21 protein-coding genes and 1 tRNA gene are annotated in these 26491 nt (G+C 73.5%); 9 read left to right on the forward strand and 13 right to left on the reverse strand.

Annotation, left to right across the window (positions count from 1 at the left end):
* Positions 1-10: 10 nt before the first annotated feature.
* Positions 11-751 (reverse strand): class I SAM-dependent methyltransferase, encoded by a 741-nt coding sequence (locus MXD62_RS06670; RefSeq protein WP_248828603.1) that lies wholly within the window; start codon positions 749-751, stop codon positions 11-13.
* A 7-nt stretch (positions 752-758) separates the two neighbouring features.
* Complete coding sequence (gene coaE, locus MXD62_RS06675) at positions 759-1379, reverse strand: dephospho-CoA kinase (RefSeq protein WP_248828604.1); 621 nt, start codon at positions 1377-1379, stop codon at positions 759-761.
* 93 nt (positions 1380-1472) lie between these two features.
* Here coaE and MXD62_RS06680 point away from each other — a divergent pair, with 93 nt between their 5' ends.
* The 4 genes from MXD62_RS06680 (at position 1473) to MXD62_RS06695 (ending at position 5341) form a co-directional block, all read left to right on the forward strand.
* On the forward strand, positions 1473-2225 hold the full coding sequence (locus MXD62_RS06680) for a hypothetical protein (RefSeq protein ID WP_248828543.1): 753 nt from the start codon (positions 1473-1475) through the stop codon (positions 2223-2225).
* Positions 2226-2470: 245 nt separating this feature from the next.
* Positions 2471-3757: an ABC transporter substrate-binding protein gene (locus tag MXD62_RS06685; RefSeq protein WP_248828544.1), complete on the forward strand. Its 1287-nt coding sequence runs from the start codon at positions 2471-2473 to the stop codon at positions 3755-3757.
* Between the two features lie 64 nt (positions 3758-3821).
* Entirely contained in the window at positions 3822-4883 is a 1062-nt protein-coding gene (locus MXD62_RS06690) for a M4 family metallopeptidase (RefSeq protein ID WP_248828545.1), read from the forward strand.
* Positions 4884-4912: 29 nt separating this feature from the next.
* The gene (locus MXD62_RS06695) at positions 4913-5341 is read left to right on the forward strand and encodes a protealysin inhibitor emfourin (protein ID WP_248828546.1); all 429 of its coding nucleotides are present in this window, start codon (positions 4913-4915) and stop codon (positions 5339-5341) included.
* On the opposite strand, the gene MXD62_RS06700 is transcribed toward MXD62_RS06695, so the two are convergent.
* Together MXD62_RS06700 and polA are read right to left on the reverse strand one after the other, a co-directional pair.
* Complete coding sequence (locus MXD62_RS06700) at positions 5241-8837, reverse strand: EAL domain-containing protein (RefSeq protein WP_248828547.1); 3597 nt, start codon at positions 8835-8837, stop codon at positions 5241-5243. The two genes, MXD62_RS06695 and MXD62_RS06700, sit on opposite strands and share 101 nt — an antisense overlap.
* A gap of 335 nt (positions 8838-9172) precedes the next feature.
* Positions 9173-11908, reverse strand: a complete 2736-nt coding sequence (polA, locus tag MXD62_RS06705) for a DNA polymerase I (protein WP_248828548.1) — start codon at positions 11906-11908, stop codon at positions 9173-9175.
* Between the two features lie 286 nt (positions 11909-12194).
* On the opposite strand from polA, the gene MXD62_RS06710 reads away from it, so the two are divergent.
* Positions 12195-12689: a PaaI family thioesterase gene (locus MXD62_RS06710; protein ID WP_248828549.1), complete on the forward strand. Its 495-nt coding sequence runs from the start codon at positions 12195-12197 to the stop codon at positions 12687-12689.
* Positions 12690-12895: 206 nt separating this feature from the next.
* On the opposite strand, the gene MXD62_RS06715 is transcribed toward MXD62_RS06710, so the two are convergent.
* From MXD62_RS06715 to MXD62_RS06745, 7 genes are all read right to left on the reverse strand, one after another.
* Complete coding sequence (locus tag MXD62_RS06715) at positions 12896-13834, reverse strand: ABC transporter ATP-binding protein (RefSeq protein ID WP_308301205.1); 939 nt, start codon at positions 13832-13834, stop codon at positions 12896-12898.
* Between the two features lie 170 nt (positions 13835-14004).
* Complete coding sequence (locus MXD62_RS06720) at positions 14005-14841, reverse strand: ABC transporter ATP-binding protein (RefSeq protein WP_248828550.1); 837 nt, start codon at positions 14839-14841, stop codon at positions 14005-14007.
* Complete coding sequence (locus MXD62_RS06725; protein WP_248828551.1) at positions 14838-16274, reverse strand: branched-chain amino acid ABC transporter permease; 1437 nt, start codon at positions 16272-16274, stop codon at positions 14838-14840. Before MXD62_RS06725 ends, MXD62_RS06720 begins: the two co-directional genes overlap by 4 nt.
* Positions 16275-16381: 107 nt before the next feature.
* Positions 16382-17311: a branched-chain amino acid ABC transporter permease gene (locus tag MXD62_RS06730; protein ID WP_020459642.1), complete on the reverse strand. Its 930-nt coding sequence runs from the start codon at positions 17309-17311 to the stop codon at positions 16382-16384.
* Positions 17312-17404: 93 nt separating this feature from the next.
* Positions 17405-18616, reverse strand: coding sequence for a branched-chain amino acid ABC transporter substrate-binding protein (locus tag MXD62_RS06735; protein ID WP_248828552.1), 1212 nt, complete (start codon positions 18614-18616; stop codon positions 17405-17407).
* 155 nt (positions 18617-18771) lie between these two features.
* Positions 18772-20469, reverse strand: a complete 1698-nt coding sequence (locus MXD62_RS06740) for a branched-chain amino acid ABC transporter substrate-binding protein (protein ID WP_248828553.1) — start codon at positions 20467-20469, stop codon at positions 18772-18774.
* Positions 20466-21065 (reverse strand): ANTAR domain-containing response regulator, encoded by a 600-nt coding sequence (locus MXD62_RS06745; RefSeq protein ID WP_020459639.1) that lies wholly within the window; start codon positions 21063-21065, stop codon positions 20466-20468. The genes MXD62_RS06740 and MXD62_RS06745 overlap by 4 nt, the downstream gene beginning before the upstream one ends.
* Before the next feature lie 165 nt (positions 21066-21230).
* Between MXD62_RS06745 and MXD62_RS06750 the strand changes: the two genes are divergently transcribed.
* A tRNA-Leu gene (locus MXD62_RS06750) sits at positions 21231-21306 on the forward strand.
* 74 nt (positions 21307-21380) lie between these two features.
* Entirely contained in the window at positions 21381-21755 is a 375-nt protein-coding gene (locus MXD62_RS06755; RefSeq protein ID WP_248828554.1) for a hypothetical protein, read from the forward strand.
* Between the two features lie 6 nt (positions 21756-21761).
* On the opposite strand, the gene MXD62_RS06760 is transcribed toward MXD62_RS06755, so the two are convergent.
* Both MXD62_RS06760 and MXD62_RS06765 read right to left on the reverse strand, forming a co-directional pair.
* Positions 21762-22973, reverse strand: coding sequence for an SDR family NAD(P)-dependent oxidoreductase (locus MXD62_RS06760; RefSeq protein WP_248828555.1), 1212 nt, complete (start codon positions 22971-22973; stop codon positions 21762-21764).
* Positions 22973-23350, reverse strand: coding sequence for a nitroreductase/quinone reductase family protein (locus MXD62_RS06765; protein ID WP_083391226.1), 378 nt, complete (start codon positions 23348-23350; stop codon positions 22973-22975). Before MXD62_RS06765 ends, MXD62_RS06760 begins: the two co-directional genes overlap by 1 nt.
* A 627-nt stretch (positions 23351-23977) precedes the next feature.
* On the opposite strand from MXD62_RS06765, the gene MXD62_RS06770 reads away from it, so the two are divergent.
* Both MXD62_RS06770 and MXD62_RS06775 read left to right on the forward strand, forming a co-directional pair.
* The gene (locus tag MXD62_RS06770; protein ID WP_248828556.1) at positions 23978-25516 is read left to right on the forward strand and encodes a kelch repeat-containing protein; all 1539 of its coding nucleotides are present in this window, start codon (positions 23978-23980) and stop codon (positions 25514-25516) included.
* A 193-nt stretch (positions 25517-25709) separates the two neighbouring features.
* Positions 25710-26447: a DUF6629 family protein gene (locus tag MXD62_RS06775; RefSeq protein ID WP_248828557.1), complete on the forward strand. Its 738-nt coding sequence runs from the start codon at positions 25710-25712 to the stop codon at positions 26445-26447.
* The last annotated feature ends 44 nt before the right edge of the window (positions 26448-26491 follow it).

Below are 26491 nucleotides of genomic sequence, written 5' to 3' on the forward strand. Positions count from 1 at the left end.
CGGGCCGGGGTCAGGCCGCGCGGCGGGCGTGTACCTCGAGGCGGACGTAGTCGACGGCGGGCCGGGGCAGCCGCTCGGCGACCGCCCGGACGAAGGCCGCGCGCTCGTCGGCGCCCAGCCTGACCAGGTGCGCGCCGAGCACGACCGTCTCCAGGTAGTCGTGCAACGCAGCCGGACCGTCGAACTGGGCGGTCTCGGCGCGCAGCCGGGCCTCGATGTCGACGAAGCCGGCCGCGGCGAGACGCCGCTCCGTCTCAGCCGGCGCCGCGAAGTTCCACACCTGCGGAACCTCTCCGAGCACCGCCGCCAGGGCCGCCTGGACGGAGGCGATGTTGCCGTGGCCGCCGCAGTCGACCGAGAGCCGGCCCCCCGGCCGCAGGATCGCCGCGAGGTTGTCGAACACCCGCTGGTGATCGGCTATCCAGTGCAGGACGGCCACGCTCAGCACGGCGTCGACCGGCTCGGCGATCGGCAGCGGGTCGAGCAGGTCCGCCGCGAGAATGGTGAGCCGTCCGGTCTCAGGCAGCCGTGCGCGGAGCTGGTCGAGCATGCTCGCCGATGCGTCGACGGCGATGACCCGGCCGCGCGGGAGCGCCTCGAGCAGCGCCGCGGTGTCCCGCCCGGTGCCGCAGCCGGCGTCCAGCACGGTCTCGCTGCCGGTCAGCGCGAGCCGGGCGAGCGTGCGCTGTCCCCACAGCTCGTGCGGCAGCCGCAGCCGGCCGTAGGCGGCCGCGTCCCACTCCCAGGCCACGGCGCGCTCAGGAGCCGGGGCGGGCGGAGGGCTCGGCCAGCCCGGCGTCACGCCGGCGCAGCAGCTCCTCCCACACCTCGCCCACGCGTTTCCGCAGGTCGTCGAGCGACCCGCTGTTGTCGACCAGGATGTCGGCGACCGCCCGCCGCTGCTCGTCGGTGGCCTGGGCGGCCATCCGGGCCTCGGCCTGGTCGCGGGCGAGACCTCGCCGGGCGAGCCGCTCCAGACGCAGCTCGCGTGGTGTCTCGACGACCACGATCGCGTCGTAGCCGGGGCGCGGTCCGCCCTCGACCAGCAGCGGGATGTCGTGGATCACGACGGCGTCCGGCGGCGCGGACGCGATCCGGGCCGCCATCTCCGCCCGGATCAGCGGATGGGTGATCGACTCGAGCCGCCGCCGGCTCGCCTCGTCGGCGAACACCACGCGCCCCAGCGCCTCCCGGTCGAGGGCGCCGTCCGCCAGCAGCACGGACGGCCCGAACGCCTCGGCGACGGCGGCGAGGCCGGGCGTCCCGGGGGCGACTACCTCGCGGGCGATCCGGTCGGCGTCCACCAGATGGGCGCCGTGTTCCACCAGGAGTTCCGACACTGCGCTCTTGCCCGACCCGATTCCGCCCGTGAGGCCCACAATCAGCACCAGCCGAGTCTGCCAGGAGCCCCCCGTGCCCGCGACGGGTCCGCGCGGCGCCGGGCCGGCCGCGCGGGTTGGCACACTGGACGGGTGGCGCCCACCCGCAGCGAGCCCGGCCGTGCCGGGCCTGACCGCGCCGGGCCTGACCGCGTCAGGCCCGGCCGGGCAGAGTGGACGCGGGCGGCGATTGCCCGGGGCTGGCCGGCGCTGCTCACCGGCAGCCTGCTCGCCGCCGGCACGGTGGGCCTGGTGCTGCTGCCCACGCTCGCGAGTTCCGCTCCCCTGCTACTCATCGCGCTGCGGCCGACGGTCTCCGTCCTCATACTGGTCGGCGGCGACGTCGCGTTCCTGCCCGCACTGCTGATCGCCACGGTGCTCCGGACCCTGCTCGACCTCGGGTACTTCGGCCTGGCCCGCTACAACGTCCGGTCGCTCCTGCTGCGCCGGGTCGGCACCAGCCGGCTGGTCACCGTCCTGTCGCGGCACGGCGCGCAGCGGGGCCTGCTGTGGTTCTGCCTGATCAACACGAACGTGGCCGTCGACGCGGCGCTGGGCACCGGGTCGGTGTCGATGCGCCGGTTCCTGCGGTTCCTCGTCCCCGGTTCGATGACCTCCTCGGCGCTCTACCTGTCGGCGGGCAGCGCCCTCGGGCCGTGGACCAGCGACCTGGTCCGCTGGCTCGACAACCACGCGAGCCTGCTCATCATCGGCGGCATCGCGCTGGCCTGCGCCCACGCCGCGGTGGTCATGGTGACCCGCCGGGTGCGCGCCGGGCGACGTCCGGCCCCGGCCACCAGCCCGCCGGTCAGCAGCCCGCCGGTGAGCGTCGAGGACGTCCACTAGAAAAGGCCGGACAGGCACGAGGGACGGTTCGGCGACGGCGTATATCCGCGCCGATTTTCTCATTTTCTCCGGCGCCGGACGGATTTCCCGCGAGCACCACCTGAGCGGCGTCCGGGCGCGAATTTCCTCGCTGTGATCTAACACGGTTTTTACAGGCCGGACGACCATCCCGGGCGTAAGACGTCGTGACTGCCCGAGAACCCCGCGGCCTGTCGCGTGCCGGATCGGAGAGGTGGATCGTCCTGGTGTTTCGTTCGAAGTTGATCGGCACGGCGCTCGCGACGGCGGCGCTGGTGAGCGCCTGTGGCGCAGGAGGATCCACCCAGAGCGGAACGGCGACCTGGACCTGCGCGCCGGGTGTCACTGACGACGAGATCACGGTCGGCGTCCTCTACCCGGACAGCGGCGCGATGTCGGCCCAGTACACCGGATACCGCTCCGGTGTCGAGGCCCGCATGGCGGAGCAGAATGCCGCCGGCGGGGTCGGCGGCCGCCGGATCACGACGATCTGGCGTGATGACGAGTCCAACGCGGGCGTCAACCTGCGCGCGGCGAAGGATCTCGTGACCGCGGGCGCGTTCGCGATCCTCGAGCACACGGCGTACTCGGAACAGTCCGCGCCCTGGCTCGACCAGCAGCACATTCCAGTGGTGGGCGTGGCCGACCAGCCCCTGTGGGCGGACCACCCGAACATGTTCACGTACACGTACGTCACCGACGACACCGAGGCGACGACCACCCTGGGGCAGTTCGTCCAGTCCCGCGGCGGAACCCGGGCGGCACTGATCATCACCTCGGCGACCCGGGCTTCCCTGCTCTACGCCGAGAGCGCGCGACGCAGCCTGGCGGCGGCGGGCATCCCGGTCGTGTTCGAGGAGCCGATCGACGGCATCACCATGCCCGACGTCGTCGGGCGGATCGTCCGGACCGGAGCGGACACCCTGGTCGCGGCCACCTCGCTCGACATCTACATCGGCGCCCTGATCACCGCCGCCGAGCGGGGCCACCCGTTCGGGACGGCGGTCTCCCCCGCCGGCTACGACATGCGCGTGCTGGCCTCCGGACTGCGGCAGGCCCTGGCCGGCACCTACACGCCGCTGCCCTTCACCGCGCTGGAGCGGGGCCTGCCCGCCCACCGCGACTACCTGTCCGCGATGACCCGGCACGCCCCCGAGATCCAGCCGCCGAGCCAACAGAGCGCCGTCAACGGGTGGATCAGTGCCGACCTGTTCCTGCGCGGCCTGCGGACCCAGGGGCACTGCCCGACCCGCGACTCCTACATCCGCGGGCTGCGCGGAGTGACCGACTACGACGCCGGCGGCCTGCTCACCCAGAAGATCAACTTCTCGGCCGGACAGGGCCAGCTGGACCGCTGCGCCGACTTCGTCCGCGTCTCCGCGACCGGTGACGTGTTCGAGGTCGTCGAGCCGCAGCCGCGGTGCGGCGAGCTCGTCCCGGCGGCTCCGGCCGTCACCGCGGCGACGGCCGCGGCCCAGGACGGCGCAGGCCGGTCTGGACATCTACTCACGTAGCGGCCAAGGTCGGTGGCCCCGGGTCAGATCCGCCCGGGACGGCCCATACCTGGAGGAGTCGCCGATGACCGGTCACCGACGCTGCGCGCCCTGTGCCGTGCCGCCGCACATCCTCGAGCGCATCGCCCGGAACGGGAACGACGAGCAGCGCGCCCGCGCGCTGTCCACCATGGCCCAGGACTCCTCGCACCGCAGCGTGCGGGTGCACAACGCCCTGATGCGCTCCGTGCAGCGCCCGGCGACCCCGCCGCGGCTGGCCCCGACCAGCGGCCCGCGCCGCACGATCGGCGACGCGAAGGAGTCCGAGGACCTGCCGGGCACGACCGTGCGTGCCGAGGGCGACGCCCCGGTGGCCGACGTCGCCGCGAACGAGGCGTACGACGGCCTCGGCGCCACGTTCGCGTTCTTCCTCGACGCCTACGGCCGGGACTCCGTCGATGACGACGGGATGGGCCTGCTCGCGACCGTGCACTACGGCGATCATTACGAAAATGCCTTCTGGAACGGCCGGCAGATGGTCTTCGGCGACGGTGACGGCGAGCTGTTCAACCGGTTCACGGTCTCGCTGGACATCATCGGCCACGAGCTCGCGCACGGCGTCACCGAGGACGAGGCGCAGCTGATGTACCTGAACCAGTCGGGCGCGCTGAACGAGTCGCTGAGCGACGTCTTCGGCTCGCTGGTGAAGCAGCACCTGCGCGGCCAGACCGCCGAGGAGGCCGACTGGCTGATCGGCGAGGGCCTGCTCACCGACGCCGTGCAGGGCGTGGCGCTGCGGTCGATGAAGGAGCCCGGCACGGCCTACGACGACCCGGTGCTCGGCGACGACATTCAGCCCGCGCACATGGACGGCTACGTCCGCACGACGACCGACAACGGCGGGGTGCACATCAACTCGGGCATCCCGAACAAGGCTTTCTACACGCTCGCGGTGGCCCTCGGTGGCCACGCCTGGGAGCGCGCGGGCCGGATCTGGTACGAGGCGCTGCGCGCCCCCCAGCTCCGACCGAACGCGACGTTCCGGTCGTTCGCCGCCGCCACCTCACGCCAGGCCCAGGTGCTGTTCGGGCCCGAGGAGACCCAGGCCGTGCGGGACGCCTGGGCCTCGGTCGGCGTTCCGGTCTGACGCCCCGGCCGGGCGGGGAGAATCAAAGGGTGACCGGCGACCGGAACACCGAGTCCCGCCCGGACGACGGCGGGCCCGCCGACCTGGCCGGGCGCATCCGGGTGATCCTGGAACGCTCTGGCGGGATCATCGGCCGGCCGGTCCGGCGCGGGCTCGACACCGCCCAGCTCCCGGCCGACCAGGCGGCCACGCTGCGGTCGCTGGCGGCCTCGCTCACCGCCGGGCCGAACGGTACCGCCGGGCCAGGCGGCACCGGCGGCGGCCCGGCGGGGGCGGATCGCTTCGTCTACGTGATCGAGGTGGAGTTCCAGGGCGGCCGGGTGGAGCGGACGTTCCACGAGCCGGTACCCGAAGGGGTCAGACCCCTGCTGACGTTGCTGTCACGCGCGCCGCGGCTACCCGCTCGGCCCGGATCACCACCGCCATCGTCTCCAGCAGGCGGTTCTCCGCGTCGATGAGCGCGGCGCTCGACGGCTCGTGGCTCCTGGTCACCGAGATGCCGACGACGATCGGCACCGCCGACTCCCGGGCCCAGGAGCGGCGGACCTCGTCGACCATCGCCTCGGCCCGTTCCCGCCCGCCGGTCGGGACGGCCACCGCGAACCGGCTGTCCGACCAGCGGGCGAGATACGCGGACTCGTCGCAGACGGCCCGCAGGAGCTCGGCGAACCGCCTGGTCGACCTGTCCCGGCCCGCCTGGACGTCGAACAGGCACACCGCGGCGCCCGGCGACAGCCCCTGCAGGGTGGAGAGGAAGGCCGCCCGGCCGGTCAGCCCGGCCGTGCCGTCCGGACGGCGCTCCCGAGCCGAGGCGGCCCGCAGCCGGCCGAGGCCGTGCCCCGCCTGCCCGACCAGCAGCGCCATCGCGCGGTACAGCGACGGGTCGATCGCGGCCACCGGGGCCGGCCAGCGGGCGCACATGACGCCGAGCGCACCGCCCTCCCCCGGGATCGGGACGAGGAACGCGGAGGCCACACCGCTGGCACGGACGATGTCCAGGTTGAAGCCGGGGAAGGTCGGCGCGTCCGGGACGAACAGCGGGCTCTGTGTCCGCAGGACCTCACCGATGACCGTCTCGTCGTTCGAGCTGAACCGCTGCCCCGGCTTGATGAGGGAGGTGGCCCCGGGCGCGAGGGAAGCCCCGACGGAGCTGTAGACCGTCGAGCCGGGCGTGTCGGACATCAGGACGGTGACGACGTCGCCGCCCAGCATGTGCCGCGCGGCGTCACTGGCCAGGGACGCGGCCGCCGGGAGATCATCCGGGTAACAGAGCTGGTCCAGCGCCCGGGCGGTGTCGGTGACCACGGCGAGCAGCACGGCCTCCCGGCGGACGTCCATCATGACCGCGGCGTGCTGGGCGAGGCTCTCCAGCGCCTCGCGCTGGCCCGGGGTGAGCCGCCGCGGGATCCGGTCGCTGATCGTGACCGCGCCGATGGCGTGGCCGTCGGAGGTCCGCACCGGGACGGCTGCGATGAAACGGATCTGCCGGCCGGGGAACGCCCTGGTCCCGTGCGCGAACCGGGTGTCGAGTTTCGCGTCCGGGATCTCCAGCAGCTCGCCCGCCGCGACGGCGTGCGAGGCCACGCCGACCCGGGCCGGCACGTCCTTCAGTTCGTGGCCGTGGCGGCCCAGGTAGGTCTCCGAGTCGGCGCCGACCAGGAGCACCGACCCCACGTTGCAGCCGGTCATCGCGGCCGCGAGGGCCGCCATGTCGTCCAGGGGGTAGGTCCGCGGCCGGAACGCGATCTCGTAGCGCCGGGTCGCGGCGACCCGCGCCGCCTCGTCCGCCACCGGCGGGGCCAGGACACCGAACCGCCGCGTCTGCGACACCGTGAAGGGGGCATCCGGGCCGACGATCGGCTCGGAACGCGCCGCGTCCACCGCGTCGGCCACCGACCCGGCGCCGCCCACCGGCGCGCCGCTGCCGGCCGGCACAACACCACCAGCCGGCACAGCGCCAGCCGGCACAGCGCCATCAGCCGGCACAGCACCATCAGCCGGCAGGGCGGCAGGGGCCGCCGCACCGGCGGCGCCGGGGCGGTCGGCGGGTGCGGCCCGCTCCACCAGCAGGTCCTCGAGATGCGACGGCGGGCGCGGCCGCGAGATCGCGTCGCCCTGCAGGATGTCGCAGCCGAGCTCGGTCATCATCCGCAGCGTCCGGTCGTCCTCGACGCCCTCGCCGACGACCCGCAGGCCGAGCCGGTGGCCGAGGTCCAGCACCGAACGCACGATCGCCGCGTCCAGCAGGCTGCCGCGGACGTCCGCGACGAACCCGCGGTCGATCTTGACCTCGTCGAACGGCAGCGCCTTGAGGATCTCCATCGAGCTGTAACCGGTGCCGAAGTCGTCCAGGGCGAGCTTGACGCCCTTGCTGCGCAGCTCCCGGAGCATGGCGGCGGCCCGGCCGGGCTGGGTCACCAGGGCGCTCTCGGTGATCTCGAGGGTCAGTACGTCCGGGGGGAGCTGGTGGCGGGCCAGGCTCCCGGTCACCAGGCTGGGCAGGTCGTCCAGGACGAGCATGCGGGCGGAGAGGTTCACCGAGACGGGCACGTGCAGCCCACGGGCGGCCCACGCGGCGCACTGCCGCAGCGCCTCGTCCAGCACCCACCTCGTGACGTCGACGATGAGCGCCGAACGCTCCGCCATCGGCAGGAACGCGCCGGGCGGCAACAGCCCGCGGGTCGGATGGCTCCAGCGCACGAGAGCCTCGACGCCGACGATCTGCCCGGTCGCCGCCGCCTGGAGTGGCTGGTAGAAGACGATGAGCTCGTCCCTGGCGATGGCCGCGCGCAGCTCCGCGTACAGCGCGATCTCCCAGGAGCGCACGCCCGCGATGCCCGCGTCCCACAGCCCGACCCGCTCGCCCTCGCGCTTGGCCCGGGACAGCGCCGCGTCCGCGCAGGGCAGCAACGACCCGATCGTCTCCCCGTCGCGCGGGGCGACCGCCAGCCCGGCGCTCGCCTCGACCTCGACCTCGACGCCGTGCACGGTGAACGGCCCCTCGATCTGGCGCAGCACCGACTGGCCGAGCTCGCGCAGGTCGCTCTCCCGACTCGCCGCCGTCGACACGGACCCGCCCTGGTGCGGGCCGCCGTGTGCGGACCCGCCGCGGTCCGGATCTCCGCGGCTGGCATCACCACCGCCCAGCTCGTCGTCGTCACGCCGGTCCGCGCCGGGCGGGCCGGGGATGACGAGCGCGAACTCGTCGCTGCCGAGCCGGCCGACGAAGGACGGCCGCGGCGTCACCGTGGGAAGAGCGCGGGCCAGCTGGCGCAGCAGCTCGTCACCGGCCTCGTGCCCCAGCGCGTCGTTGACCTCCCGGAACCGGTTGATGTCGAGCAGGAGCAGGACCGCCTCGCGGTCCTTCTTGACCGCCCGTGCGATCGCCGGGTCCGCGGCGCGGGTCAGCCCGCTGCGTGCCACCAGGGACGTCAGCGGATCGGAGTAGGCCTGCTCCCCGCGCCACTGGAACAGCACGTACATCACCAGGCAGCCGCCTGCCGAGCTGACGGCCGCCGTGATCAGCAGCGCCGGCGAGCCGGCGAGAGCGGAGTTGACCGACGCCGCCAGCAGCAGTGTCAGGGCCACCCAGGCCGCCATGGCCAGGCTCCAGCCGAGCCTGAGCACACCGCAGTAGCTGGCGATCCAGGGGAACCACAGCAGGAACAGCTGGCTTTCCTCGCCGGGTATGGCGTCCGCGGCCGCGGCTCCCATCCCGGCCGCCATCGAGGCGGCGGCGAGCGCGGCCAGCCACGGCCGCCGCTCGTGGGCGGTGACGAGCCGCTGGATGAGCGCCAGGTTGACCAGTGCGATGGCCAGTGCGATCCACGTCCCGGCACGCAGCCGCCCCGGGGATCCGGGGACGGTCAGGACCAACAGGAAGAACCCCACCATCCCGACGGTGAGGACCACTAGCAGGCGGCGGCGGTCGACGACTACGGGACCGCTGGTCACGACCCGTCCCCCTCTCCCTGGCCGCGGCAGGTCCCCGGCGCTGGGCGCTGACCGGCGCCGTTGTGGCGGCCAGTGGCCGACGGGGCCCGGGCGCGCCGGACCACCCACACGGACGACAGAGACCTGACGTAGTCAGAACATAACCAAAAACCGAATGAATCTAACGTCCGCGACGATGCTTTACCAACCACATTTCGGACAGGCAGCGTAAATTCCGGACGATTCAACACCGACGACGATGACCACGGCCAGGATTGTCGACTCCATCGCCGGAAAGGCGAAAAAGAGGTGGGAAAGAGGCGGAAAGCAGGGAAGCCGGGCTCCGGTCGCCGGTGTCAGTGACCGGCTTCGTCCCAGGTCCGGCCGGCGCCGACGCTCACCTCGAGCGGCACGGACATCTCGTACGCGCCGCCCATCTCGGCTCGGACCAGCGCCTCGACCTCAGCCCGCTCGCCGGGGGCGATCTCCAGGACGAGTTCGTCGTGCACCTGCAGCAGCAGCCTGGAGCTCAGGTCACGCGAGCGCAGCGCCCGCCCCACGCCCAACATCGCGATCTTGATGATGTCGGCCGCCGATCCCTGGATGGGGGCGTTCAGCGCCATCCGCTCGGCCATCTGCCGGCGCTGGGTGTTGTCGCTGGTCAGATCGGGCAGGTAACGGCGGCGGCCCATGATGGTCTCGGTGTAACCATCACGGCGGGCCTGGTCGACGACCCCGCGCAGAAAGTCCCGAACGCCGCCGAAACGGGCGAAATAGGCGTCCATCTGCTCGCGTGCCTCATCGGGGGCGATTCCGAGTTGGCCGGCGAGCCCGAAGGCGGACAGGCCGTAGGCCAGCCCGTAGGACATCGCCTTGATACGCCGGCGCAGCTCGGGATCGACCTCGGAGACCGGCAGCCCGAACGCCTGCGCGGCCACGAAGGAATGGAGGTCCTCGCCCGACGCGAACGCCTCGATGAGGCCGGCATCACCGGACAGGTGCGCCATCAGCCGCATCTCGATCTGCGAGTAGTCGGCCGTCAGCAGTGTCTCGTACCCCTGGCCGACCACGAACGCCTGCCGGATCTGCCGGCCCTGCGGGGTGCGGATCGGGATGTTCTGCAGGTTCGGGTCGGTGGACGACAGCCGGCCGGTCGCCGCGATCATCTGGTTGAACGTGGTGTGGATCCGGCCGGCGTCGTCGATCATCGGGATGAGCGAGTCGACGACGGTCTTGAGCCGGGCGACGTCGCGGTGGTGCAGCAGCACGGGGATCAGCGGGTGGTCGGACTGGGTGGCCAGCCACGCCAGCGCGTCGGCGTCGGTCGTGTAGCCGGTCTTGATGCGCTTGGTCTTCGGGAGCGCGAGCTCGTCGAACAGGATCTGCTGGAGCTGCTTGGGTGAGCCGAGGTTGAAGGTGCGCCCGACGATGCCGTGCGCCTGCGCGGCGACGTCGGCCACCTCGCCGCCGTAGTGCTTCTGCAGCTCGAGAAGATGATCCTCGTCGGCCGCGATGCCCGCGCGCTCCATCGTCGCCAGGACGGTCACCAGCGGGAGTTCCATCTCCCGCAGCAGGCGGGCCGCGGACCTGCGCTCCAGGTCGCCGTCGAGGGCGTCGGCCAGCTCGAGCGCGGCCCGGGCGCGGATCGCGTCGGCCTCCGCCTCGTCGGCCTCGCCGGAGCCGTCGAGGGTGAGCTGGCCGTTGCTCGGGGCGTCCGACTTCAGCTCGCGGTGCAGGTAGCGCAGGGCCAGGTCGGCGAGGTCGAAGGAGCGCTGGCCGGGCAGCGCCAGGTAGGCCGCGAGCGCGGTGTCGCTGGTGACACCGGCCAGGGTGAAACCGGCCTCGGCCAGCGCCAGCATCGGGCCCTTGAGGTCGTGGCCGGCCTTCGCCCTGTCCGGGTCGGCCAACCAGTCGCCGAGGGCCGCGGAGTCGCCGGCGGTGAGCTGGGTCGGGTCGATCCAGGCGGCGGCGCCGTCGGCGGCGGCGAGGGCCACCGAGACGATCACCCCGGTGCCCCGGCCCCAGGTGCCGCGCAGGTGCAGGCCCGTGCGGCCGGCGCCGGAGGCGTGCTCGGCGAGCCACGAGGCGAGTTCGTCCGGCCCGAGCATGCTCAGCTCGATCTCGAAGCCCTCGTCGGCGGCCGGCGGCGCCACCGACAGCGCCGCGTACAGCCGCTCCCGCAGCACCCGGAACTGCAGCGTGTCGAAGAGCTGGTGGACGGCCTCGCGATCCCAGGGGTGCAGGCGCAGGTCTGCCGGCGTCAGCTCCAGCGGCACCTCACGGGCCAGCTCGGTCAGCGAACGGTTACGGATGACGTTGGACAGGTGCTCCCGCAGCGACGCGCCGGTCTTGCCGCCGATCTCGTCGGCCCGGTCGACCAGCTCGGCCAGCGAGCCGAACTGCTGGATCCACTTGGTGGCCGTCTTCTCCCCCACCCCGGGCACCGAGGGCAGGTTGTCGGACGGGTCGCCGCGCAGCGCGGCGAAGTCGGGGTACTGCGCCGGGGACAGGCCGTACTTGGCCTGCACCTCGTCGGGGGTGAAACGCGTCATGTCGCTGATGCCCTTGCGGGTCATCAGCACCGTCACCCGCTCGTTCACCAGCTGCAGCGCGTCGCGGTCGCCGGTCACGACCAGGACGTCCATCCCCTCCGCGGACGCCTGGGTGGCGAGGGTGGCGATCACGTCGTCGGCCTCGTACCCGGCGGCGCTCACCCCTGGCACCGCCAGCGCGTCGCAGACCTGGTGGATCAGCGCGACCTGGCCGACGAAGTCCGCCGGCGTCTCCGAGCGACCGGCCTTGTACTCGGCGTACTGCGTGTGCCGGAACGTCGGGGTGGGCAGATCCCACGCGACGGCGACGTGTGTGGGCGTCTCGTCGCGCAGAACGTTGATCAGCATCGAGGTGAAGCCGTAGACGGCGTTCGTCGGCTGGCCGGTGGTGGTCGAGAAGTTCTCCACCGGAAGCGCGAAGAAGGCGCGGTAGGCCAGCGAGTGCCCGTCGAGCAGCAGCAGCCGCGGACGGCCCGCGGACGTCGACGGGACGCCGGACGCCGACGAACCGCGGGACGGGGACGAGGTAGTCGCAGGCACGCGGCGAGTCTAGGCCGTGGGTACGACAGGTCCGCGCATGTCCGGCGGAGGGCCAGGAGGAGATACAACCGGGACGCGCCACGAGCCCTACGCCGAGCTGTTCGTGGTGGTCGCGGTTTGTCGGAGTTCCGAGGTTCCGCGGAACTCCGTGATCGGCCGTGGCCCGCGGCGGCCGCGCGGTCGAGCCGGCGGCGTGCGCAGGCCCTGCACCGCCCTGGCCAGCCCCAGCCCCGTGCCTGCGCCGGACGCCGACCGCGCCCGATGACCAATGAGGAATTGAACTAATGTGCTCGACGTGTCCAGAACGGCGACGAGTACGGACGATCAGATCAACATGCTCAATGAGCTCAACGAGCACCGCGGTGAGCTCGGCGAACGTCTGGGGATCGTGCTGACGGAGGCGAGCGCGCAGCGCGTGGTCGCCACGATGCCGGTCGCCGGGAACCGCCAGCCCTACGGCCTGCTGCACGGCGGTGCCTCGGTGGCGCTCGCGGAGACCGTCGGCTCGGTCGCCTCGATGCTCTCGGCCGGGGCCGACCGGGTCGCCGTCGGGATCGAGATCAACGCCACCCACCACCGCGCGGTCACCGACGGCGTCGTGACGGCGGTCGCGACTCAGGTGCACGGGGGGTCGACGCTGGCCACCTACGACATCCGGGTCACTGACGAGGCCGGCCGGGCGGTGTGCACCTGCCGGCTGACCTGCATGCTGCGCGACCGCCCACCGGCCGGCGGGAAGGTCCCGGCGCCGGGATCGGGCGACGCGGACCGCAAGCCGTGACCGGTACGCGGTGAACGGCGCGCGCAGCCGCCCTGCTACCGTCGACTGCAGGTGGACGCCCGGGGCGGACGAGTAGAAAACGCCGGGCACGGGGAAGGTTCGGACGGCACCAAAGTCCACCCCGGGCATTCGCCAAAGCGCCGGTCACAGGCCCCGCGAGCCACATCCCCGGCACTGGTGCCACTTCGGTGCCACGGCGTCGGAATCTAGGGTGCCACGGCGTCGGAATCGCTCGGGCTGCCCAGGTAGGCGTCGCGCACCCGGGGGTCGCGGGCCAGCTCGTCAGCACTGCCCGCGAGTGCCACCTGGCCGGTGTCCAGGACGTAGCCCCGGTGCGCGATCCGCAGCGCCGCCGCCGCGTTCTGCTCCACCAGCAGGACGGTCACCCCGTCCGCGTTGATCTCCTCGATCACTTCGAAGATCGTCGCAACCAGTTTCGGGGCCAGCCCGAGAGAGGGCTCGTCCAGCAGGACCAGCCGGGGCCGGGCCATCAGCGCCCGCCCGATCGCCAGCATCTGCTGCTCCCCGCCGGAGAGCGTGCCCGCGGGCTGGCGGTCCCGCTCGGCGAGGCGTGGGAACAGCGCGTGCACGCGGTCGAGGCCACGGCGGACGTCCCGGCGGGCTTCTCGGCGGGTGTCGCGGCCGGCACGGCTCCAGGCCCGGCGACGGTCGGTGTAGGCGCCCATCGCGAGGTTCTCGGCCACCGTCATCGCCGGGAAGATCCGCCGTCCCTCGGGCACGTGGCTGATGCCGAGCGCGGCTACCCGGTGCACCGGCAGCCCCGGTGAGTCCCGCGTGCCGTCGGACCAGGCACCGGCGCCGCCGTTCCCACTGGTACCGCCGTTCCCGCTGGTACCGCCGCCGGTGCCAGCGCCGCCGAGCCCGGTGCCGCTGCCGGGGCCAGCCAGGCGGGTGCCGTCGAACCAGACCGAGCCGCGAGTGGGCGGGAGGAGTCCGGAGATCATCCGCAGGGTGGTGGTCTTCCCGGCTCCGTTCGCGCCGAGCAGGGCCACCACCTCGCCCGGGTCCACCCGCAGCGAGATCCCCCGCAGCGCGGTGACGGCTCCGTAGGACACCTCGGCGTCTCGCACGTCCAACAGCGGCCGCTCGGGGACGGTCAGGTCGACCAACGTCCCGGCCGGAATCGTGCTCCTGAACGCCGAGACGCTCCCGACCCGCGGCGCGCTCCCGACCCGCGAGGCACTCCCGGTCGGCGGCGTGCTGTCGACCGGCGGCGTGCTGTCGACCGGCGAGATGTTCTCCAGCGGCGCGATGTTCTCGAGTGGCGATCCGTCGAGGGGGTTCCCGTCCGGTGTCACGGCCCGTCCCGCCTCTCGTCCGGTTCGCCGAGGTAGGCCTCGACGACGGCGGGGTCGGCCCGAACCTCGTCGGGACGTCCCGCGGCGATCACCCGGCCGAAGTTGAGCACGACGATCGCGCGGGCGACCGCGGCCACCAGCCGGATGTCGTGCTCGATGAGGAGCACCGAGATCCCCCGCCCCGCGATGGCGCGGATGAGCGTGACGAGGTCCGTGCGCTCCGCGGCGGTGGCACCGGCGGCCGGCTCGTCGAGCAGAAGCAGCGAGGGGGACGTGCCGAGCGCGCGGGCGATCTCCAGCCGTCGCTGCTCCCCGTAGGCCAGGGCGGCCGCCGGCCGCTCGGCACGGTGGCCCAGCCCGACGAAGTCGAGCAGCCCATGGCAGCGCTCGAGGGTCTCCCGTTCCTCCCGTCGCACGGCCCTGGTCGGCAGCAGCCCGCGCAGCGCCCCCGTCCGGGCCCGCACCTCGACGCCGACCTGCACGTTCTCCACCGCCGACATCTCGGGAAACAGGCGGATGTTCTGGAACGTCCGGGCCACGCCGAGCCGCGCGACCCGGTGCGGGGACCGCCCGACCAGCTCGACGCCGTCCTCCGCCGGCCAGAAGCGTGCGCTGCCCCGCTGCGGCCGGTAGGCACCGGTCAGGCAGTTGAACAGGGACGTCTTCCCGGCCCCGTTCGGGCCGATGACGGCCAGCACACTTCCCCGGTCCTGGCGCAGCGAGACGCCGTCCAGGCTGGTCAGCCCGCCGAAGCGCAGGGTGACGTCGCGGACGTCCAGGACCGGCCCGAGGGTCGTCGACGGCCGCGGGCCGGGGATGGGCCGGTCGGTCACCGCGCCGCCTCGGTCGACGCTGCGGGCCCGGCTGGTCCCGGGGCTCCGGCGCGCTCGGTGGGAACCGCCGGGTGCTCCGGGGCGGCGGCCGGGCCGGGGCTGGCGGGTGCCCGCGGGCCCCGCGGCGGCAGCAGGCCCTGCGGACGGAAGATCATCATCAGGATCACCACTGCGCCGAAGTAGATGTAGCGGTCCGCGGGCGGGACCGTGTCACGCAGGAGGAAGGCCGTCCCCTGCAGGACCAGCGCCCCGAGCACCACGCCGAGCCGCGAGCCCATACCACCGAAGATCACGATGGTCAGCACGAGGAGGGAGGACTGCAGGCCGAACGTCTGCGGGTTGAAGAACTGCTTGGTCGCCAGGACCACGCCGGCGAAGCCCGACACGGACGCGCCGACGGCGAAGGCCAGCAGCTTCATCCGCATCGTCGCCACGCCCGTGGCCTCGGCGGCCACCTCGTCCTGGCGGATCGCCGTCCAGGCCCGGCCGGTCCGGGAGCGCTCCCACCGGCCGAAGACCACCATGACGAGCACGATCAGGACGACGAGGAGGTAGTAGTAGGGCAACGGCCTCAGGCCCCAGGAGTAGTGCACACCCGGCAGGTCGACCGACAGCGGCGGCAGGCCGAACACGCCGCGCGGGCCGCCGGTGACGCCGTCGGCGTTGTTCGCGAGCAACTGGACGATCTCGCCGAACCCGAGGGTGACGATGGCCAGGTAGTCCCCGCGCAGGCGCAGCGTGGGGCCGCCCAGGACGACACCCGCGACGGCCGCCACGACCAGTGCGACGGGTAGCGCGAAGAACGGGTTGACCTGCCAGAGCGCGTGCCAGGGCATCGCGTCCGCGGACGTCACGTAGGCCGTGGTGTAGGCGCCGATCGCGAAGAAGGCGATGTAGCCGAGATCAAGCAGTCCGGCGTAGCCGACGACGACGTTCAGGCCGAGGGCGAGCAGGGCGTAGATCCCGATCTCGCTCACCAGCGCCTGCTGGGCCGCCGTGGACAGCAGCGGCGGGACCGCCACGGCGACGGCGAGCAGCGCCAGGTTGCCCGCCGGCGCCGCCCAACGGCCGCGGCGGAACGACGCCCACGCGGCACCGGCCGGCGCCACCCGCGCCCCGCCGCCCAGCGCGGCCAGGCGACCGCCGCCCAGCACGGCGCCGTGGCCGGCGGACCGGAGCCGGGTCGTCAGCCGGTCGGCACCGATCGACAGCGCCCACAGCGCGAGTCCCCCGGCAGCGAACCCGGCCGCCCGCGCGGGCGTGAACGAGCCTTCGATCCCCGCCAGTGGGCGGTCGGCGTCCCCGGACGGGCCCGTCACCACCGCGGCGATCACGGCCAGGAACAGGCAGGCACCCAGCCGCCGGGCCGCCGGCGACCTGGCCACGACCGGCCAGGGCACACCCCCCGGCCGGGCCGCCCACGGCCGGGCCATCCGCGACCGCAGTTCTCGCAGCTGGGCCCGCCGCGACTGGGCCTTCCGTGCCCGGACGGAATGCGACCGGACCGCGGGCGACCGCCGCGGCGCGGGCCGGCGGAGCTTCACGCCGGCCGCCCCAGCCTGGTCCCGAGCAGACCGGACGGGCGCACCAGCAGCACCAGCACCAGCACCGTGAAGGCGATGACGTTCTTGTAGGAGGCGTCGAACAGGTAGCCGCCGAAGCTCTCGACCAGGCCGAGCAGCAGCCCGCCGAGGACCGCGCCGCGCACGTTGCCGATCCCGCCGAGCACCGCCGCGGTGAAGGCCTTGATCCCCGGGACGAACCCCATCGTGTACGAGGCGTTGAAGGTCATCGCGTAGAGGAACCCGCCCGCGCCGGCCAGCAGCCCGCCGAGCACGAACGTCACGACGATGACCTTCTGGACGTCCACGCCCATCAGGCCGGCGCACTCGGCGTCCTGGGCCACCGCGCGCACGGACTGCCCCAGCCGGGTTCCGGCCACGAGGTGGTCCACGGCGAGCAGCATCGCCAGCGCCGTGCAGGCGATGACCAGCGACTGCGTGGAGATCTCCGCGCCGAACACCGTCACCACGGTCCCGTTGGTGAACAGGTCGGGCACCGGGATGCTCTGCCGGCCGAACTCCTTGCCGGCCAGGTTGAAGGCGAACAGCGAGGCCCCGATCGCGCTGATCAGGTAGGCGAGCCGGGGCGCGCCGCGACGGCGCAGCGGCCGGTAGGCGCAGCGTTCCAGCGCGTACGCGGCCGCGGCGCCGGCCAGCGCGCCTGCCACCAGCCCGAACAGCACCAGCCCGGCCGACGTGAGACCGGACGGGGTGGCGCCCGCCGGGACCAGCGCCCGGCTGGCGAAGAGCCCGCCGAACGCGCCGAGCATGAACACCTCGCTGTGCGCGAAGTTGATCAGCTGCAGAACCCCGTAGACGAGCGTGTACCCCAGGGCGATCACCGCGTAGAGCGCGCCCACCATGAGACCGTCGATCGTGAGCTGGCTGATCTGCTCAGCCGAGCCCATGCCCCACCCTCCGCCGCGGCTCCGGCCGGACCAGGCCCCGCGGGCTCCGAACCCGCCGGGCCCGGCCCCGCCGGGAAGGTGCTCGCCGGCCGGTCACGGCTTGACGAGCGAGCTGACCGGCCCGAGCACCACTCGCTGGCCGTCCTTCACCTGGTACACGTAGACGGTCGAGCCCTGGACGTCACCGTTGCGCTCGAAGCGGATCCGCTTGGTCACCCCGGGGAGGTCGACCGAGCCGAAGTCGGCGAGCACCGACTCGCGGCTGGCGCCGGTCCCGAGCTTGCGCAGCACCGAGATGATGGCGTTGGTGGCGTCGTAGGCCTCGCCGGAGTACGTGCCCGGCTTCAGGCCGCTGTTGACCTTCTTGTACTCGCTGACGAAGCCGGTGGCGGCCGGGTCGGTGTTGGCGTCCGAGCATGGGCAGGTGATGAGCGTGCCCTCGGCGTTCGCCGCGCCGGCCTGGCGGATGTACTGGTCGTCGTTCGAGCCGTCGCCGCTGAGGATCGCCCCGTCGTACCCCTTGCTGCGCAGCGCCTTCGTGAGGAGCGCGAAGTCGGAGTAGTACCCGGAGTAGTAGACGGCGTCGGCGCCGTCCGCCATGATCTTCGTCGCCTGGGAGGTGTAGTCCTTCGTCGGGTTGATCCCGTCGTGGGTGTAGGCGACGCCCGCCTGCTTCAGGCCGCGCTCGACGGCGCCGGAGAGGCCGGTGCCGTACTCGCTGCGGTCGTCCAGCGAGTAGACGCGCCTGGCCTTCACGACCTTGGCGAGGTACTCGGCGGCGCCGGCGCCCTGCACGGTGTCCGGCGCGATCACCCGGTAGAAGCTGGTGAACCCGAGGTCGGTGAGCACCGGGGCGGTCGCCGACGGGCTGACCGACAGCAGGCCTGTCTGGCTGTACAGCGGCTCGCTGGCCTTCGTCGGCGCGGAGAACACCGGGCCGACGACCGCGACGACGTCCGGGTTGTCGATGAGCTTCTGGGCGGCGGTCGGCCCCTGCTCGGGCACGCCCTGGTCGTCGGAGGCGACGATCCGCAGGGTGAACGGCAGGCCGCCGGTGCGGTTGGCCAGGTCGACGGCGGTCAGCACGCCGTTGTAGGCGTTGATGCCGAGCTGCTGGTTCTCCCCGGACAGCGGCCCCTGGAAGCCGATGAGGAACTCCTTGGTACCGGCCTCGTTCGAGTCACCACCGCCGCAGGCGGTCAACGCCGCGCCGACCATCGCCAGGCCCGCGACCACCCCGGCGACCGGCCGCAGGACCCCGGCCCGTCTGGTCCTGGGTCGAGGGGTGCGTGGGCTGCCCGTCATGCCACGTCCTTCCGCTGCTTTCCACCGGCGCGCGGGCGCGCTCCGCGCAGCGGAAACCTAGCGGCTCCACCCGAGCGATGAAAGCTGAAAGTGAGCGTGTCGTGACTTCAAGTGGCACTAGGCGTGCTTTGGCACCCAGACGTCACGGGAAGCAATCAGGGTGAGTCGACCTGCAACGGGACGAAGTTTCCACCGAGCACCGAGTACAGCACCACGCGCGGATCGATGACGTCGCCCTTCGTGTCGAAGGCGACCTGGCCGGTGACTCCGGCGAAGTCCCCGGCACCGACCGCGCGGACCAGCGCCTGGCGGGTCGCCACGTCCACCTCCGTCCGGCCGGGCAGGACCGCCGCCGCCGCCCGGATCAGCGCCCGCGCGGCGTCGTAGGCGTAGGCCGCCACCGGCGGGATCGCCGCCTCCCGCAGATCCGTCAGGGCGGCGTCCCGGGCGCGGCGCACCTCCAGCTCACGCTCCGAGGGGCTCGCCGTACCGGCCTCGCTCGCGCCGGATCTGCTCGCGCCCGACTCGTCGGCCGCGGACCCGGAACCGGACGTGTGGCTCGGGTCCACGGACGCGGACGTGGCCGTGGCGCGACCCGGAGCGCCGGAAGCCGTCGGCTCCGGCTCCGGCTCGGTGGACGTCCCGTCGGGCAGGAGCCCGTCCGCGCCCACCGTTGGCCCGCCGAACCGCTCCGAGTAGGCCGTCACGAACGCACCGGCCGCCGGGAGGCGCGACAGCGGCACCGACAGGTCCGCGACGACGTCACCGTCCGCCACGGAGTCCGAGCGCTCCACGTAGTCGCGGTCGAGCAGACCGTCCGCGCCCATCACCTGGACGGCCACCCCCTCGTCCGCGAGCGCTCCACGCAGCTCGCCGGCGAAGCCGGCACCCGTCGCCAGGTACACCAGATCGGGCGCCTCGTCCTGGATGGCCTTCGCCGTCTCGCGGACCTGCTCGCCGGCGGTCGACGCGCCGTCGACCCGGTGCACCGTCGGCACGGTCGCCCCCGCGTCCCGCGCGTGCCGGGCGAACCGGTCCGCGAGCGTGATCGTGCCGTAGTCCGGGCCGCCGTCGACGACGCTGATCCGCGAGCGCCCCAGCGTGTTCACGGCGTAGTCGGCCGTCACCTGGGCGAGCAGTTCGTCGGTGCCGCTGAGCCGGAAGTAGGTGGGATACGGGCGGGTGTTCGACGCGGTCTCCGGCGCCGTCAGCGTCGGCTCCGCGTTGGACGGCGAGATCACCGGGATGCCCGCGCTGCTCAGCCCGTCCAGGGACACCATCGCCACGCTGGAGCTGAGCGGGCCGACGACCCCGATCACCCGGCTGTCGTCGGCGAACAGATCCGCCCCGGCCGCGCCGCCGTCGGGGCGGGCGAGGTCGTCGTGGGCGGCCACCTCGAGCTTCCAGCCCGGGACGGCCCCCTGCCGGTTGGCCTCCTCGACCGCGAGGGTGACCGCGTCGCGCACACTCACGCCCGCGTCGGCCGACCCCCCCGACAGGGGCGCCATCACGCCGATCGTGGCGACCTTCGTCGCCGACGCTCCAGAACCAGCACCGCCCAGCACCGCGGCGAGCCCCAGGCCGAGCCCGGTCGGGACAGCGAGCACCAGCACCAGCACCGCGGCGAGAATGACCCGCCCCCGGGTGTCACGCGCCGACCTGCGGGCCCAGTGGTCCAGCCGGCGCGCGGCGGACGGCACCGCCCGCGACACCGGACGCACCCACCCGGCGAGTGTCACCCCGGCAGCCGGCCGCGCCGGCTCCGGACCGGTGGCCGCGTCCGGACCGGTAACCGCGTCCGGACCGGTGGCCCGCTCCGGCCTGGTGGCCGGGTCCGGGTCGCGCGGGCTCACGAGCTGGGCAGCGCCTCACCGGAGAGCACAGCCTCCGCGACGGCGCGCATCGTCCGGCGCTGGTTCATCGACGTCCGCTGGATCCAGCGGAACGCGTCCGGCTCGGTCATCCCGTGCTCGGTCTGCAGTACGCCCTTCGCCCGCTCAATGATCTTGCGAGCCTCCAGGCGCCCCTGCAGATCCTCGACCTCGGCCTCGAGGCTGACGATCTCGGTGAACCGGCTCATCGCCATCTCGATGGTCGGGAGCAGGTCCTTCTTCTGGAACGGCTTGACCACGTAGGCCATGGCCCCCGCCTCGCGCGCCCGCTCCACGAGCTCGCGCTGGCTGAACGCGGTGAGGATGACCACCGGGGCGATGCGTTCCTTGGCGATCCGCGCGCCCGCGTCGATGCCGTCCATCTTCGGCATCTTGACGTCCAGGATCACGAGGTCGGGGCGCAGCTTCCCCGCGAGGGCCACGGCGGTCTCGCCGTCCCCCGCCTCACCGACGACCTCGTAGCCCTCCTCCTGGAGCATCTCCCTGAGGTCCAACCGGATCAACGCTTCGTCCTCAGCGATCAACACCCGACGCGGCGTCGAGGAAGGCTGGCTCATCGAGTTGAACTCCTGGATTGTGCGGTCGTCACGTTCGGGTGGCTGACGCGGGCTGCGACCGGCCGGCCCGTAATCTGACCGGGCCGGGAGGTCGAATCGCACCCTACCCGGCTAGAGTCGTCCACGAGAGGTTCCGCATCGGTTCTCCCCGCGCGGACCAGGCCGGCCCCGGTACTCCAACGGCAGAGAGACGGTGCTCAAACCACCGACAGTGTGGGTTCGAATCCCACCCGGGGTACCACAAGATCATCATGTGCACCATTCCCATCCTCGGGAACCCCTGGTGACCACGAACTTTCCACCCCGCCATCGCACATGCGTTCGAACACCTCCAAAGGCCGCACGCTGGTCCGAGCCCCAGGGCCGACAGACCGCTCGCCCGAGGTATCCAGCACTTCCTCGGCCGCCGCATTGCCGGACGCCTCGCTCCGCAACGCGGCAATCACCTCCACCGCCGACCTCCGCCAGCAACGCCGCGAACAGCTCGGCCAGTGTCGCCCGCTCCACGCCGCCATCACCACCGATGAACAACTTCGCAAAGAACCCTTGGTCGATCAACCGCCGTACCGCCGGTGGCGCCACCGGATCGGGACGTTCGACCTCGTCGGCGCGATCGGGGCCGCGGTCGGCGCTCTCGTGGTGTTCGTCGGGTCGATACCGACCCTCGGCGGCCTCAGCCTCGGCCTTTGAGGGTCGTCAGGCCCGCGACGGCGACGGCCGTTCGAGACTGCGGTGGAAGTCGTAGCTGACCCCGGTGAGCCGCTCGGACTCCACCCACAGCCGGTGCTGCAGATGGGTGTCGCGCGAGTGGGCACTGGAGCGCACGGCGACGGGCAGGCCCGTGCTGTGGAAGAGGCCCGCCGGCCCGTAGTAGTCACCGGCGCGCGCCGCAGGGTCGAGGGCGGCCCGGACGGTGGCGAGCGCGCCGATCTCCGGGTTCTGGACCAGCCACGACATCAGCGGCGCCAGGCGCTGGCCCATGAACACCCGCGCCGGGGGCATGAGGTTGCGGGTGAGCCCGGTCCGGGCGATTCCCGGGTGCGCGGCCACCGCGATCGTCGACGCGCCGGTGGCCGCGAGCCGGCGCTGCAACTCGAAGGTGAACATCAGGTTCGCCAGCTTGGATGTCGGATACGGCAGGCGCTGCCGGGGCAGCCGCCGACCCATGCCCCGCATGCCCGGCATGCCCGGCGAGCGCCGCAGCCGCTGGTGGGCCGGGCGCCCGCCGTCCAGGGCGGCGCTGTCCAGGGCGGCGCTGTCCAGGGCGGCGCTGTCCAGGGCGGCGCTGTCACGCTCGCCGCGCGCGGGTACACGCGGCCCGGACGACGACCCGGCGCGCTGGTCGGGCACGACCACCGGTCGGCTGTCCCCCGGTCGGTCAGCGCGCGGCGGGAGGCGGCGCAGCTGCTCGAGGTCGAGGCGGCCGACCAGGTGGGCGAGGCTGCTGACCGTGACGATCCGCGAGTGCGGCGTCGCCAGGATGCGGTCGAGCAGCAGGCCCGTCAGCGCGAAGTGCCCCAGGTGGTTGACCCCGAACGTCGGCTCGATGCCGTCGCCGCTCGGGCCGGGTGGGGGCAGCATCACCCCGGCGTTGTTGACGAGCAGGTCAAGCCGCGGGTGGGCGGCCCGGATCCGTTCGGCGGCCGCGCGCACGGAGGTCATCGAGATCAGGTCGAGCGGCTCGACGTGGACGTCCGCCCGCGGCGCGGCGGCCCGGATGCGCGCCGCGGCCTGCTCGGCCCGGGCAGGCTCGCGGCAGGCCAGGACGACAGTCGCGCCGCGCTCGGCGAGCGCCTTCGCCGCCTCGAAGCCGATGCCGCTGTTCGCACCGGTGACGACGGCGGTTCGTCCCCGCTGGTCCGGCACGTCGGCCAGGCTCCAGCCCGCGTCCCGGGCGCCGGGCCGCATCAGCGCGGCTCGAGCAGGACGAGCGGGATCACCCGCTTCGACTTGGCCTGATAGCTCTCGTACCAGCGGCTGTCCGCCACCACGCGGGGCCACAGCCGCTCCCGTTCCGGCGGTGTCGCCACCCGCGCGCGCATCGGCCGCCACGACCCGCCCCTGACCCGGACCTCGACGTCCGCGGTGGCGCAGATGTTCAGGTACCAGTCGGGATGTCGGTCGTCGCCGGCCCGCGACGCCACCAGGACGATGGCGTCGCCATCCCGCAGCGGGGAGGTGAGCATGACGGTGTGTGCCCGGCCGCTGCGCCGCCCGGTCGTGGTGAGCTCCAGGACGGGCATGCCGCCGGCCCGCCATCCGAGCCGGCCGCGGGTCAGTCTCATCAGGCGCCTGTGCGTGGCGTTCAAGGTCTTCAGACTGCGGTCGCTCACCATGGCTTCGCCCCCGATCCCCTGCTGCTCCGCCGCGCGCCGACCCGTCCCGAGGCCGGCCCGCGGATCGCGACGCGGGCACCGGCACCACCCGGCGCCGGTACGTGGGCGGGCCACCGCCATGCCGGTCCGGCGACGGCCGGACGGCGTCCCGCGGAGCAAGACTACGGGTGTTCGCCGGCCCTGCCCTGGTCAGGTCGCCGACACCCGGTGACGGCCGCGGAGCGTCTGGACCCGGCGACGGCCCGGCGACGGCCCGGCGACGGCGCGGCCCGGCGCGGTGCGGTGCGGCGAGGTGCGGCGAAGCAGGTGAGGGCCGGCAGCCGGGCGACCGACGGCACCGCGGCCGTGGACACCTCGACCGGGTGACCCAGCGATGTCACCCACAGCGATGACTACTCTGCGAAGCAGCGGGAAGACAGTGCGTGCCCATCGCTACCACCGGCATGGCCTCGACCCAGACCTCGACCGAGACCCTCGAGCACCGACCGCCGCCGCGCGCCAGCACTCGCGGTGGTGGTCGCCCACGCCCGTCCACCCAGTGGTCCGGTCCCAGCCGGGGCCGCGGAGGGGGAACCCATGAGTTGGTCACGAACGTCCCGCAGATGCGCCTCACGCGCGTTGGTCCTGAGCACCGCGCTGGCGGCGGCTCTGGCGACACCGGCGCTGCTCGCGCCGGGCGCCGAGGCCCTGCCGACCGGTACGCCCAGCCCCACAAGCCCGACCAGCACGTCCCCACAGCCGTCCGCGGGCGCGGCCGGTGCCTGCCCGGCGCTGCCCAACATCGCCGGCCCGCTGCGCACCTGGGAGACCGCCGCCGACCTTCCGGCGCCGCGCGCCCATGTCGCGGCCACCACGGGATGCGACGGCCGGATCTACCTCCTCGGCGGCGAGGCGACCGCCGCGGGCGGTGGTGGGGTCGGCGGGGGCGTGCCCGCGACGCCGTCCGCGACGCCCACCACCCGCTCACCGGCGACGTCGACGCCCAGCGGCTCGGCGACCCCCAGCAGGACAGCCACCCCGACGCCGACCCCGACGCCGACCACAACCGGGTCACCCGGCAACGAGGGCGGTTCGACGCCGAGCCCGGGGGTGCGGCTGACCCCGGCCGCCTTCAACAACGGGGCTGTGCCGACCAGCACGCCTGGCGAGCTCAGCCCCCTGTCCCCGACCGGGTCCGCCACGGACGAGCCCACGACGACGCCGACGACACCGAGCACGCCAACGACACCCACGACGTCCCGCACGCCGACCGCCTCGCCGACCTCGCCGGCCGGCGGCGGCACGCCGACCGCCACGCCGACCGGCGCGACGGGCGGCGGGACGACTGGCGGTACGACTGTGGCGGGCGCCCCGGTTGACACCGTCCAGGTCTACGACCCGAAGCGGGACGCCTGGTCGAACGCCCCGGCCCTGCCGACCGCGCGCGACCACCTGGCCGCCGCGACCGACACCGACGGCCGGATCTACGCGATCGGCGGCCAGACCGGTGGCGGCACCCCGACCGACACCGTCGAGGTGTACACGCCGTCGAGCGGTGACTGGACGGAGGGCCCGTCGCTGCCGCGCCCGATGGGCACGCCGAGCGCCACCCGCGGCACCGACGGGAAGATCTACGTCCTCGACGCGACGACCCTGGCGGTCTACGACCCCGACTCCGGTGACTGGACGACGGGCGGTGCGCCGCCGTCCGGTGCCGGCGCACCGGTGCTGGTCGGCCTGCCGGACGGGCGGATTCTCGCCGCGGGCGGCAGCGACGGCAGCTCCGGTTCCGAGGCGTCGTCCGACGCCTACGCCTACACGCCGGGCTCGGGTTCGGCGAACGGCTCCTGGACGAAGGTCGCCGACCTGCCGACGGGTGTCTCCGAGGCCGCGGGCGCGACCGGGCCGGACGGCCGGGTCTACGTCGTCGGCGGGCGGGACAGCGACGGCGACACCGTCGGCTCCACCCAGGTGTTCACCCCGGACGACGACCGCTGGTCCGCGGGTGCGAGCAGCGCCCTCACCGCGCGCTCCGGCCACGGCGCGGCCACCGGTGGGGACGGCCGCGTCTACGTGGCGGGCGGGACGTCCGGTTCCGGCGCCCCGCTCGACTCGGCCGCGGCCCTGGGCGAGTAGCGACCGCGCCAACCAGGCGTCACGTGACGTGACGTCGATCTGATCAGCACCAGCCGTCGGCGCTGTTCCCCGTGGAGATCCACGGGGAACAGCGCCGACGCGTGCGCGCACAACCGTTCCCGGGACAGCGGCGGGCCGGACCTGGTAATAGCCGTTCAAGAGCGGACAAACACCGGCCTTCCGGCCGGACCGGATGAGCGGGGGCCCGATGTGCTTCTCACCCGAGGCGGACGTGGCGGCGGCGGCGATCATCGGAGCGGTGGGGGTGGACGCCCTGCGCCACGTCCCCGAGCGCGCCGCCTGGCCGATGGCGGCACTCCCCGTGCTGTTCGCGGCGCACACGCTGACGGAGGCGTTCGTCTGGTGGGGCGTGCGCGGTGAGCTCGGTGGCGCCGAGACGAACGCGGCGGCGCTGACGGCGGCGACCGCGGTATACCTCGCGTTCGCGTTCGTGATCCTTCCCTTGTACGTCCCGGTGGCGGTGCTGGCGCTGGAGCGGGTGCCCGCCCGCCGCCGCGCCGGGGCGGCGGTGCTCGCGGCGGGCGCGGTGTGCGCCGGCTGGCTGGCGTTCGCGCTGGTCACCGGCCCGGTCCGGGCCCACGCCGACGAACGCCACATCACCTACACGGTGCACCTGTGGAGGGGCTCGGTGCCGATCGCGCTCTACCTGGTGAGCACCTGCGGGGTGCTGCTGCTCTCCGGGCGGCCGTTCCTGCGCTGGTTCGGCGCGGCGAACCTGTTCGCGGTCGCCGTCCTCGCCTGGGTCTCGACCGAGGCGGTGACCTCGCTGTGGTGCGCGTGGGCGGCGGTGACCAGCGTCGCGATCGCCGCCCACCTGCGCGGGCGGACCCCGGCAGGCGCACCGGCGGACGCTCCGGCCGGCGCCCCCCGGCCCGGCCACCAGATGACGCCGCGTCATCCGGACGGGTGAACCCGCCACGCCGTTTTCGGCACGAAACGTGACATTCTTGGGCA

Origin of the sequence: Frankia sp. Mgl5 (genome assembly GCF_023242985.1) — a bacterium.
Lineage (GTDB): Bacteria > Actinomycetota > Actinomycetes > Frankiales > Frankiaceae > Parafrankia > Parafrankia soli.